12 protein-coding genes are annotated in these 11,607 nt (G+C 61.7%); 9 read left to right on the top strand and 3 right to left on the bottom strand.

What is annotated here, in order from left to right; all coding sequences use genetic code 11:
• The first annotated feature begins 14 nt into the window (after positions 1 to 14).
• From ACYQ4Z_RS10520 to ACYQ4Z_RS10505, 4 genes are all read left to right on the top strand, one after another.
• A complete protein-coding gene (locus tag ACYQ4Z_RS10520) occupies positions 15 to 578 on the top strand; it encodes a hypoxanthine-guanine phosphoribosyltransferase (RefSeq protein WP_219973011.1) in 564 nt (187 codons plus the stop codon).
• 70 nt (positions 579 to 648) lie between these two features.
• A complete protein-coding gene (locus ACYQ4Z_RS10515) occupies positions 649 to 984 on the top strand; it encodes a DUF1840 domain-containing protein (protein ID WP_197713723.1) in 336 nt (111 codons plus the stop codon).
• 18 nt (positions 985 to 1,002) lie between these two features.
• The gene (locus ACYQ4Z_RS10510) at positions 1,003 to 1,989 is read left to right on the top strand and encodes an Rpn family recombination-promoting nuclease/putative transposase (RefSeq protein WP_219973010.1); all 987 of its coding nucleotides are present in this window, start codon (positions 1,003 to 1,005) and stop codon (positions 1,987 to 1,989) included.
• Between the two features lie 90 nt (positions 1,990 to 2,079).
• On the top strand, positions 2,080 to 3,063 hold the full coding sequence (locus ACYQ4Z_RS10505) for an IS5 family transposase (protein ID WP_108079952.1): 984 nt from the start codon (positions 2,080 to 2,082) through the stop codon (positions 3,061 to 3,063).
• Between the two features lie 216 nt (positions 3,064 to 3,279).
• On the opposite strand, the gene murB is transcribed toward ACYQ4Z_RS10505, so the two are convergent.
• Entirely contained in the window at positions 3,280 to 4,341 is a 1,062-nt protein-coding gene (murB, locus tag ACYQ4Z_RS10500; protein WP_219973009.1) for a UDP-N-acetylmuramate dehydrogenase, read from the bottom strand.
• A gap of 65 nt (positions 4,342 to 4,406) precedes the next feature.
• Positions 4,407 to 4,937: a PACE efflux transporter gene (locus ACYQ4Z_RS10495; protein ID WP_459860986.1), complete on the bottom strand. Its 531-nt coding sequence runs from the start codon at positions 4,935 to 4,937 to the stop codon at positions 4,407 to 4,409.
• Between the two features lie 88 nt (positions 4,938 to 5,025).
• Here ACYQ4Z_RS10495 and ACYQ4Z_RS10490 point away from each other — a divergent pair, with 88 nt between their 5' ends.
• The 5 genes from ACYQ4Z_RS10490 to ACYQ4Z_RS10470 all read left to right on the top strand — a co-directional run bounded on the left by ACYQ4Z_RS10490 (position 5,026) and on the right by ACYQ4Z_RS10470 (position 9,724).
• Positions 5,026 to 5,847, top strand: coding sequence for an ABC transporter ATP-binding protein (locus ACYQ4Z_RS10490; RefSeq protein ID WP_438439028.1), 822 nt, complete (start codon positions 5,026 to 5,028; stop codon positions 5,845 to 5,847).
• A complete protein-coding gene (locus tag ACYQ4Z_RS10485; protein WP_219973002.1) occupies positions 5,844 to 6,551 on the top strand; it encodes an ABC transporter ATP-binding protein in 708 nt (235 codons plus the stop codon). The genes ACYQ4Z_RS10490 and ACYQ4Z_RS10485 overlap by 4 nt, the downstream gene beginning before the upstream one ends.
• An 18-nt stretch (positions 6,552 to 6,569) precedes the next feature.
• Complete coding sequence (locus ACYQ4Z_RS10480; RefSeq protein ID WP_217126578.1) at positions 6,570 to 7,442, top strand: branched-chain amino acid ABC transporter permease; 873 nt, start codon at positions 6,570 to 6,572, stop codon at positions 7,440 to 7,442.
• 1 nt (position 7,443) lies between these two features.
• Positions 7,444 to 8,385: a branched-chain amino acid ABC transporter permease gene (locus ACYQ4Z_RS10475; RefSeq protein ID WP_119334271.1), complete on the top strand. Its 942-nt coding sequence runs from the start codon at positions 7,444 to 7,446 to the stop codon at positions 8,383 to 8,385.
• Between the two features lie 142 nt (positions 8,386 to 8,527).
• The gene (locus ACYQ4Z_RS10470) at positions 8,528 to 9,724 is read left to right on the top strand and encodes an ABC transporter substrate-binding protein (RefSeq protein ID WP_459860985.1); all 1,197 of its coding nucleotides are present in this window, start codon (positions 8,528 to 8,530) and stop codon (positions 9,722 to 9,724) included.
• 132 nt (positions 9,725 to 9,856) lie between these two features.
• Here the strand turns inward: ACYQ4Z_RS10470 and ACYQ4Z_RS10465 are convergent, their stop codons facing one another.
• Entirely contained in the window at positions 9,857 to 11,446 is a 1,590-nt protein-coding gene (locus ACYQ4Z_RS10465; RefSeq protein WP_459860984.1) for a peptide chain release factor 3, read from the bottom strand.
• Between the last annotated feature and the right edge of the window lie 161 nt (positions 11,447 to 11,607).

Raw genomic sequence — 11,607 nt, 5'->3', positions numbered from 1 at the left:
AGGTTTGTGCCACGATGAACACGACGCAGAACCGATCCCCTTTCTGGCAAGTGTGGGAAGAGGCCGATTGCCTCGCGGATCAACAAACGGTGCAGGCGGCGATCGACCGCCTGGCTGCCGAGATCACCGCCCAGCTTGCCGACAAATCCCCACTTGTCTATGTGGTGATGAACGGCGCAGTGATCTTTGCCGGACAGCTCTTACCACGACTGCGCTTTCCGCTGGAAGTCACCTATCTGCACGCCACGCGCTACGGCAATGCGACGCAGGGCGCGGAACTCCACTGGCGCGTCGAGCCCACCGCAGCGGCAGAGGGCCGCCACGTGCTGGTGCTCGACGACATTCTCGACGAAGGCCACACGCTCGCGGCGATCCTCGAACGGTTGAAAGCCGAAGGCGCGGCGAGCGTTTCGCTGGCGGTGCTCTGTGACAAACAGCACGACCGCAAAGCGCGTCCGGGGTGGAAAGCCGACTTCACGGGACTGGAGATACCGGATCGCTTCGTTTTCGGTTTCGGGATGGACTACAAAGGGTATTGGCGCAACGCACCCGGCATTTACGCGGTCAAAGGGCTGTAGCAAGCGCTGAAATTCCCGTTGGAACAACGGGTTTTTTGCGCCGGTCACGTTCCCCACCAGGAGATTTGCGATGCAACCCGAACAGCTGTTGATCACTTTTCGTTCGGACGCCGATGCGGACGTGATCATGTACCGCAAACATGCCGAACCGATCCTGAAATTGCTCGGCAAGGAGCCCGATCGCGGCATCCTCACGCCGGAACAGTTGCCCGAAGCGATTGCCAAATTGGAAGCGGCGTGCGCAGCGGACCGCGAACGCGAACGGCAGCAGTTGGCGGCACTCGAAGCGGACGCCGATGCCAGCGGCAAGCCAATGCCCGTGGGGTTTCACCAACGGGCGTGGCCGCTCCTCCAGATGATGAAGCACGCGCTTGCGGAGCACAAACCGGTCGTGTGGGGGGTGTGAAGAGGTCATTGTCACGCCATGACCCAAGAACACGACACCGGCTACAAGCTCCTTTTTGCCCATCCCGAGATGGTGCGCGATCTGCTCATCGGGTTCGTTCCCGAGCCTTGGGTGCAGACGCTCGACTTTTCGACCCTCGAGCGGGTAAACGCCAGTTACGTCTCAGAGAAAGGCGATGCGCGCCACGAGGATATGGTCTGGAAGGTGCGCTTCGAGAACCATTGGCTCTATGTCTATCTCTTGTTGGAGTTCCAGGCGCAGCCCGACCGCTGGATGGCGCTGCGCATGCTCGTCTATCTCGGGCTTTTGTATCAGGATCTGGTGCGCCGCAACGAATTGACGCCTGAGGGGAAGTTGCCGCCGGTGTTGCCAATCGTGCTCTATAACGGCACGCCCCGCTGGAACGCCGCCGAGGAGATCGGCGAGTTGATCGCGCACGGGCCTGAGTCGCTCAGACGCTGGCAGCCACAAGCGCGCTACCTCTTGATCGACGAGGGGCGTTATCTGCCCGAGGCGCTCACCAAGCGTAACCTTGCTGCGGCGCTCTTTCGGCTCGAACATTCGCGTAGCCCCGAGGATATGCGCCGTGTGGTTCAGGAACTGATCGAGTGGCTCTCCGAACCGGAACAGAAGCCGCTGCGCTTCAGTCTCACCCGGTGGTTACTGCGGCTCTTGCGGCGTAAAATGGAGAAAGGCACGGTCGAGGTACCTGACGTCTCGGACTTACTGGAGGTCGATACGATGTTGGCCGAACGCATCGAGAGTTGGACCAGGGAGTGGTGGGAACAGGGGTTGCAGCAGGGATTGCAGCAGGGATTGCAACAAGGCGAGGAGAAGGGTTTCTACCTCGGCGAGCTGCAAACTTTGCAGAGACTGCTCACCAAACGCTTCGGGCCGCTGCCGGAAGCGATGCAGGTGCGCCTGAGCACCGCGAGCCGGGAAGAGATCGAGCGGTGGCTCGATCGGGTGCTCGACGCGCAAACACTTGATGAGGTGTTCGGTTAGGGACACACTGATTTATTCGCAGATCGATGGGGCCGAACTCATCCCTGACATGCGACAATTGAAGTACTGACATTTGATAGGCACTTGACGATGCAAGCGAGCTTTTCCGAACTTGAATATGCGAGCAAGAAGAAAGTGACGCGGCGCGACCGGTTTCTTGCCGAAATCGACGCGGTAACGCCTTGGTCGGCGCTGGTGGCTGAGATCGAACCGTTCTACCCGAAGGGAACCGGACGAGGCCGGCCGCCGATTGGCGTGGAACGCATGCTGCGCATGTATATTGCCCAGCAGTGCTTCGGATTGTCCGATGAAGGGATCGAAGACGCCATCTACGACAGCCAGGCCATCCGGCGCTTCGTTGGCATCGACCTGTCGCGGGAGTCTGCGCCCGATGCCACCACCCTGCTCAAGTTTCGCCGCCTGCTGGAAAAGCACCATCTGACCGAGCGCATCTTTGCTGCCATCAATACCGTGCTGGCGCAGAAGGGTTTGATCCTCAAGGAAGGCACGGTCGTTGATGCCACGATCATCGCCGCACCGTCCTCGACCAAGAACCGAAGCGGCAAGCGCGATCCGGAAATGCATCAAACCAAGAAGGGCAATCAGTGGTACTTTGGCATGAAAGCCCACATTGGCGTCGATGCCGAAACCGGCATCACCCACACGCTGGTGACCACCCCGGCCAACACCAATGATGTCACCCAAGCCCATGCCCTGCTGCATGGAGAAGAGAAAGTGGCCTTTGGCGATGCGGGCTACCAGGGCGTCGAGAAGCGGCAAGAGAACCGCAACGGCAAGGTTCGATGGGAAGTTGCGATGCGTCCGGGCAAACGCAAGGCGCTGCCGAAGACGGCGATGGGCAGGTTGATCGACAAGATCGAGCAACTCAAGGCAAGCGTGCGTGCCAAGGTCGAGCACCCGTTTCACATCGTCAAGAACCTCTTCGGCATGAAGAAGGTACGCTACAAGGGATTGGCGAAGAACACTGCGCAGCTCTACACGCTCTTTGGGTTGGCGAATCTGCTGATCGCCAAGCGGCAATTGTTTGCACTCAACGCCCAAGGTGCGTCCTGAGAGGGGCGAAATGAGGAAATTCGCCGAGAAACGGGGCGAAAGCCAGCCGAAAATGGCGGCAAAAAAGACATTTCTTGCCCACCGAGGTGTGAATGTCGAAGGGATACGGTCACTCTCGCTCATTTCCAGTAAAATGCTGATTTGTTCAGCGTGTCCTTAGGAATCATTACGCACAGAGAAAGCTGCCGGATCCGGTGCGCGCGACGGTCGATTCGCTCAGGACGCTGCTCTGGTGCCATCCCAACCGATGAGCGTCGGCTCGGGTTGTAGCATGACGCCAAACCGCGCCGCCACCGCCTCCTGAATCCGGCGCATCAGCCTCAGCAGGTCGGTACCGGTGCCGTCCCCCAAATTGACCAAGACAAGCGCGTGCCGCGTATCGACCGCAACGCCCCCCATTTGCGCCCCTTTCAGTCCAGCTTGCTCGATCAACCAGGCTGCGGGTGCTTTCCACCGCCCGTCGGCAAGGGGGAACCCGGGCACTTCGGGCGCGCATTCACGCAACCGCTGCCATTCGTCCGCGGTGAGGATGGGGTTGAGGAAGAAGCTCCCAGCATTGCCGCTCACTTTCGGGTCGGGCAGTTTCGCGGCCCGTACCGCCACCACCGCATCATGCACCGCACGCACCGCAGCATCCGGCGGTAAGTCCGCGAGCTCGATGCCCTGCGCGGTGAGCCAGCGTTGCAAATCGGGATAGTGGGGCCGCAACGCCGCACGCTTGGGAAGCGCAAAGCGCACCGACCGGATCACCCAGTCACGCGCCGCGCCGGTTTTGAACCAACTGGTGCGGTACCCGAACGCCAACTCGGAGGCGGCAACGGTGCGCGTCTCACCGCTTGTTCGGTGCCAGATCGTCACCGCGGTAATTCGCTCACCCACCTCCAAGCCATAGGCACCGATATTCTGCACCGGCGCGGCGCCAACAGTGCCCGGAATCGCTGCAAGGTTTTCGAGCCCACCCCAACCGCGCGCCACAAGCGCCGCGACGAACGGCGCCCATGCCTCCCCTGCCGCAGCCTCGATCACCCGCTCGGTCGCCGTTTCTGCAACCACCTGCCAGCCGCGCGTCGCGATCCGCACCACGCGTCCCGGGAAATCGGCGACGAAGAGTACGTTACTGCCCTCCCCAACGATCACTTCGGGCAGCGGCACGGCCTGCCAGCGCGCACGCCACGCCGCCCAATCGGCGTCGCGTTCGATCACCACCAGTTCCGCGGCACGCGCGGGGAGGCGAAAGGTATGCCAATCGCGCAGGTCGACGTCGTGTTCGATTCTCATCGCCAAACGCGTTCGGGCATGGAGTCGACCGCGTACTTCCGCATAGGCAGAGCCAACACAGCAGGTTACGCGCCGCGCTCTGCGGCAACGGGCCGCCAACGGTCGAAAAGCCAATGGTAGAGGAACGCGTACGCGGTGTAGGCAAGCGCAAGCCCCAAGTCCGCGACCGCCGCAGCCCACCACGTCCACCCGGTCCAGAGGACGATCACCGGCCAGGTGATCAGAAAGAGCGTCACCTCGAAACCGAGCGCATGCACCGCACGCCACTGCCACGGGCGCAGATGTGCGGGTCGTCGCGCCCAGCGCGCTTCACACCGGTCGAATACCGTGTTGAAGACCGCCTGCCAGATGGTGGCGATCAGGGAGAGCAAGACCAGAAGCCCGACCGATTCGCCCCACCCTTCGCCAGTAGCCCAGCGAAAGGCTGGCGTAATCAAGAGGAGCCCACCCAGCTCGAAAAGCCCGACTTGGAGCCAACGCTCGCGCCACGAACGCAGCGCCACACCCGTTATCGTCATCTCGTCTACAACCGAACCCACCTCGGGATTATAACCGAACGCCGCCCACACGCGCATTTCGATGCCGTTCGTGCGCACTCACTTATCGGGTAAACCCCACTCGCATCGTTGCTGCCCACACGATAACATTGCCCCGGTAGTGGCGAAGCGAGAACGAACCATGGCGCTGCTGGAATTGGAAAACCTCGTGATGGCGTTTGGCGGCTTTCGCGCCGTCGACGGCGTCTCGCTCAAAGTCGAACCGGGCACGATCACCGGCCTCATCGGCCCCAACGGGGCAGGCAAAACGACCCTCTTCAACGTGATCGCCGGTGCCTATCAGCCCACCGCGGGCCGCATCCGCTTCGACGGTGAAGAGATCACCCGGCTGCGGACCGACGAACGCTTTCACCGCGGGTTGGTGCGCACGTTCCAAATCCCGCACGAATTCCCCCGCCTCACCGTGCTGGAGAACCTCATGGTCGTCCCGCCGAAGCAACCGGGCGAACACCTGTGGGCGAACTGGTTCACCCCAGGGGAAGTGGCGCGCACCGAAGCCGAAGTGCGGCAAAAAGCGATCGACGTGCTGGCGTTCCTGGAACTCACCCACGTGATGAACGAACGCGCAGGCAACCTCTCCGGTGGGCAGAAGAAATTGCTGGAGCTGGGGCGGACGATGATGACCAACGCCAAGCTCGTGCTCCTCGACGAACCCGCGGCCGGAGTGAACCGCACGCTCCTGCGTAAGCTGGAAGAGAAGATCCAGATCCTCAACCGCGAATGGAACTACACCTTCATCCTGATCGAACACGACATGGAGATGATCGAAAAACTGTGCGATCCGGTCATCTGTATGGCCGAAGGCAAGGTGTTGATCGAAGGGGATTTCGCAACAGTGCGCAACGACCCGCGGGTGCTCGAAGCCTATCTGGGTGAAACCGTTCATCCCGAAGTCGAAGCGGCGATCGCCGAGATTGAAGAACTCGAGATCGAGGAGGGGAACGCATGAACCCGGTCCTCGTGATGCATCAGGTGCGTGGTGGCTATGGTGACGCCGACATTCTCCACGGCGTCTCTCTTACCGTAAACCCGAAAGAGATCGTGGTGATCGTCGGGCCGAACGGCGCCGGGAAATCCACCGCTATGAAAGCGGTTTTCGGTCTGGTGAAGATCCGCGACGGCGCGATCCTCTTCGAAGGGGAAGAGATCACCGGTTGGAAACCGGACGCGATCGTGCGCCGCGGTATCTCCTACGTTCCGCAGGTCAAGAACGTCTTTGCCGAAATGACCGTACACGAAAACCTGGAGATGGGGGCGTTCCTCGCGAAATCGGTCAAAGCGGAAGCGTTCGAGCGCATCTATACGCTCTTCCCCGACCTCAAAGCGAAACGCAACGCGCTCGCTGGAAGCCTCTCTGGCGGGCAGCGCCAGATGGTGGCGATGGGGCGCGCGTTGATGCTCAACCCGCGGCTGCTGCTGCTTGACGAACCCACCGCGGGGCTTTCGCCGAAATACATGGAACAGATCTTTCGGATCTGCCGCGACGTGCGCGACACCGGCGTGGCGATCCTACTGGTCGAACAGCACGCGAAACAAGCGTTGGCGTTTTGCGATCGCGGCTACGTGCTCGCCACTGGGAGCAACCGCCACGAAGGGACCGGTCAAGAACTCCTCAACGACCCGGAGATCGCCCAGATGTTCTTGGGCGGATAAAACAAAGGGATTACGCGCATGAGTGGATTGGAACTGATCAATTTCTACGTGATCCCCGGGTTGATCTCGGGGAGCATCTACGCGTTGGGTGCGATCGGGATCACCCTGATCTTCGGTATCTTGCGCTACGCCCACTTCGCCCACGGCGACATGGCCACGTTGGGCGCTTACGTCGCGTTGGGGCTGGTGGGGTCGCTCGCGCTCTCGCCGTGGGTGGCGTTGCCGATCGCGATGGCGATCACCGCGCTCGTCGCGGTGGTACTCGACCGCGTTTTCTATCGTCACCTCGAAACCCGGCCCAAGATCCTCACGGTGATGGCCTCGCTGGGGGTCGCGCTGATGCTGCGCTCCGTCGTCCAAGTGGTCTGGGGCGTCGATCCACAGGTCTATTCGACGGGAATCGTGCGCGCCGAATCGTACGGCGGATTGATGCTACGCTCCCGCGAACTGATCACCTTTGCCACCGCGACCGGGCTCGTGCTCTTCCTGATGGCGTTCCTGCGTTATACCCGTTGGGGGAAAGCGATGCGCGCGATGTCGGACAACCCGGAACTGGCGCGCCTCTGTGGCGTGAACAACGAAGCGGTGACCCGCCTCACCTGGGTGATCGCAGGCGCGCTTGCCGCCGCAGCCGGGTTTTTCCTGGGCATCAACACCGAACTCAACACGATGATGGGTTGGTCGGCACTTTTGGCGATGTTCGCCGCCGCGATCCTGGGGGGCGTCGGGCGCGTCGAAGGTGCCGTGGTAGGTGGTCTCGTGATCGGGTTGGTCGAAGAACTTTCGGTACTGGTGCTCCCCAGCCAATACAAAATGGCCACCGCGTTCGTGATCCTCATCCTGATCCTCTTGGTTCGTCCGCAAGGGATCTTCAAAGGGAAGGTGCTCTGAGATGGATACACTGGGACTGCTCAATTACGCGATCTTCATGGGGGTGCTGATCGGCATCTACGCGCTCCTCTCCCTCGGCCTCAACGTCCAGTGGGGGTACGCCGGGCTCTTCAACGCCGGGGTGGCGGGCTTTTTCGCGGTCGGCGCGTACCTGTCGGCACTCTTTACCGCCCCGCCGGTTCCCGACCGCATCATGGGCTGGGAACTGCCCACGGTCGTCGGCTGGATCGCTGCGATGGTCGCCGCTGCGCTCATCGCGTGGCCCATCGGCAAGGTGACCCTGCGGTTCCGTTCGGACTACTTGGCAATCGCCACCATCGGGGTTGCAGAGATCATCCGCCTGGTGCTGCGCACCGAAGATCTGCTTTCTGGCGGCGTGCGCGGCATCACCGGCATTCCCCGCCCCTTCGGCGACCTGCCCTACGAATGGTCGCAACTCGCTTATCTGGCGCTCACCTGGGCGATGGTGGTGATGATCTACTGGGCGTTGGAACGGCAACTCGCCGCGCCGTGGGGCCGGATGATGCGCGCGATCCGCGAAAACGAACACGCAGCCGCTGCGATGGGGAAAAACGTCGAGGCGCGGCGGCTCGAAGCCTTCATCCTGGGCGCCGCGATCATGGGGCTCGCAGGTGCCGTCTATGTCCACTTCATGCGCGCGATCACGCCCGAGGCGATCGACCCGATGATGGTGACCTTTCTGGTCTGGATCATGCTGATCCTGGGCGGGTCGGGCAACAACCGTGGCGCGATCCTGGGCGCGGTGATCATCTGGGTGATCTGGTCGAGCTCCGAACTCCTCACCGACCGCCTGCCTGCGGAGATCGCTACCCAGGCGAAATATATCCGTGTCTTCGTGATCGGCTTGATGCTGCAACTGGTGTTGCGCTGGCGCCCCGAAGGGCTCTTGCCGGAGGGCACCCACGTGCGGCGTTCGAGTTGAGAGCGACGCGTAGGGAGCGCCTGCGAACGGCGATGGCGCGTTGGGGGCGACCACGCCAAGGCAGCGAAGATGCAGCACCCGCGATCGCTGTTACAATCATACGGCTGTTTGCGTTTTTCCACGTCACAAGGAGGACCACACCATGACCTACCGTTCCCAACTCGTTGCTTCACTCGCTGCCGCGGGGCTCATCGCAACTTCGAGCGCCGCGTTTGCCGAAGCCAAGGTCGCGCTCATGGGCGGGATCACCGGCCCGATCGCCGGGATGGCGCCGGCGATGATCGCGTCGATGAAATTGGCCCTCGATCAGGCCAACGCCGCGGGGCTTGCGATCGGCAAGATCACCTACCAGGAGTTCGACAGCGGTTGCAACCCGCAAGTGGCCACCGACGCCGCGACCAAAGCGGTGAACGTCTTCGGCGCCGACGCCGCAGTTGGCCCCGCCTGCTCCGGCGAGCTCCTTGCCGCGGTGAACTCGGTCACCATCCCCGCGGGCGTACTGGTCGTTTCGTCCTCTGCCACCTCGCCCAAGATCACCGACCTCGACGACAAAGACCTGGTCTTCCGCACGGTGCCATCGGACGACTTCCAAGGGCGGGCGCTTGCGCGTACGCTCCTCGAGCGCGGGGTGAAGAAGGTAGCGGTCGCCTACATCAACAACGACTACGGCAAGGGTCTGGCCGAAGCGTTCAAAGCCGAATTCGAAGCAAAAGGCGGCACCATCACTCAATTCCGCGGCCACGAAGACAAGAAAGCGTCGTACCGTTCCGACCTCGCCGAACTCGCCAAAGGGGGCGCCGATACCTTGGTGCTCTTCGACTATGGCAACGCGTCGGGGATGACGATCCTGCGGCAAGCGATCGAAAACGGCTTCTTCAAGCAGTTCGTCGGTGCCGACGGGATGCGCGACGAAAACCTCATCAAGACGCTCGGCGAAGCCAACCTGAAGCACTTCTTCGTCTCCGCACCGGTGGGCGAAGCGAGCGCGGCGTTCGAAAAATTCGCCGAAGCGGCGCGCAAAGCGGGTCTCGATCCGAACGCCACCTTTGCCGCCACGAGCTACGACGCCGCGGCGCTCGTTGCGCTGGCGCTCGAAGCGGCAAAAGGGGACAAAGCGAAACTGCCGCAAGCGCTGCGTGCGGTCGCCACCGCTCCGGGTGAGCGAATCTATCCGGGCGAATGGGAAAAAGCGAAGAAGCTCCTTGCCGAAGGCAAAGAGATCGACTACAAAGGGGCTTCGGGCGACCACGAATTCGACGCCAAAGGGGATGTTCCGGGCAGCTACGCCTTCTTCAAGGTCGAAGGAGGCACGTACAAAGAGGTGCAGAAGATGAAATAAGCCGGTATTGGGTGTCGCGCACGGCAACCCGTGCCGTGTGCGGCTATCCTACCCGTGCTGCACAACCGCCCCTCGGGGCGGTTTTTTGCGGCGATTTTTAACGGCCGCTTTGGTGGCCGATTTGCTGCAGCGTTACGCGAACACCTGCCGATGCTCGCGCGTCGCGCGGAATTCCACCTCAGGATATTTTTCCTGAGTCAGCTCCAGGTTGTAGCGACTCGGCGCCAGATAGACCAGGTTGCCATCGACGTCGCGCCCCAAGCGCAGCGCCTGTTCGCGCACGAACCGGTTTTTCGTTGCGTCGTCGGGAAAAAGGAGCCAACGGACGGTGTAAATCTCCACCGGCTCGAAGAGCGCTTCCACCTGATATTCGGTCTTGAGCCGCTCGGCAACGATCTCGAACTGCAACGCACCCACCGCGCCCAGGATCAACTGCCCCCCTTCGCGTTCGAAGACTTGGATCGCCCCCTCTTCGCCCAACTCTTTGAGCCCTTTGTGGAGCTGCTTCGCGCGCAGCGGGTCTTTGAGCCGCGCGGCGCGGAAGAGCTCCGGCGCAAAGTAGGGGATCCCGGTAAATTGCAGCAGCTCTCCTTCGGTGAGCGTGTCGCCGATCTGCAACTGCCCATGGTTGAGAATACCGATGATGTCCCCCGGATAGGCCTCCTCTTCTACGTTGCGGCGATTCGCCAGGAACGTCACCGCGTTCGCCAGCCGCATCTCCCGTCCCAACCGAGTATGGAACGCCTTCATGCCGTTGGTGTAGCGCCCCGAACAGACACGCAAGAACGCCATGCGGTCGCGGTGTTTCGGGTCGAGGTTCGCTTGGATCTTGAAGACGAAACCGGTGAATTTGGGCTCGTTCGGGTGAACGGTGCGCGCACCGGCGTCGCGCGGCTGCGGCGGTGGTGCCCACGCCGCCAACGCGTCGAGCACGTCCTGCACGCCGAAATTATTGACCGCGGAGCCGAAAAAGACTGGGGTTTGACGCCCCGTGAGGAACTCCCCGAGCGCAAACGGCGGCAACGCCTCGCGCGCCAACGCCACGTCTTCGCGCAATTTCGTCACTTCGTCCGGGAAACGTTCATCCAGGAGCGGATTGTGTAAGCCAACGATCGTCTCCAATTCGACCCGCCGTTCCGTTCCCGGCGCAAAACAGAACATACGGTCTTCCAAAAGATGAAAGACACCGCGGAAATGCTTGCCCATCCCCATCGGCCAGGTGACCGGCGCACAGGAGATCTGCAAAATGTCTTCGATTTCAGCGATCAAATCGAAGCCGTCGCGCACCTCGCGGTCGAGCTTGTTGATGAAGGTGATGATCGGGGTATTGCGCAACCGGCACACTTCAAGCAGTTTGATCGTCTGCGCCTCGACCCCCTTGGCGGCGTCGATCACCATCACCGCAGCATCCACCGCGGTGAGCACACGGTAGGTATCTTCGGAAAAGTCCTGGTGCCCCGGGGTGTCCAACAGGTTGAAGACGCAGTCTTCGTATTCGAACTGCATTACCGACGTGGTCACCGAAATCCCGCGCTGCTGCTCGACCGCCATCCAGTCCGACGTCGCGTGCCGGGCTGCTTTTCGCGCCTTGATCGCACCGGCGATCTGGATCGCACCCCCAAAGAGCAGCAGCTTTTCGGTGAGCGTCGTCTTCCCGGCGTCCGGGTGGGCGATGATCGCAAAGGTACGACGGCGGGCAATTTCGCGCGCAAACGGTTCCATCGTGCGTTCCCACGGTAAAAGCGCGATTCTACCTGCTTGCCCCGGCGCGCGTTGCCAAAGCATGGGCGATTTGCTACGATGCAGCGCCACACCCGTTGGTAACAGATTCTCGCTGGAACCCCTATGTTCTTTGCCGCCGAAAACCGCCTTAACCCCACCAC

The organism is Hydrogenophilus hirschii (assembly GCF_054656675.1).
This window is presented reverse-complemented; position numbering and strand designations above follow the sequence as displayed.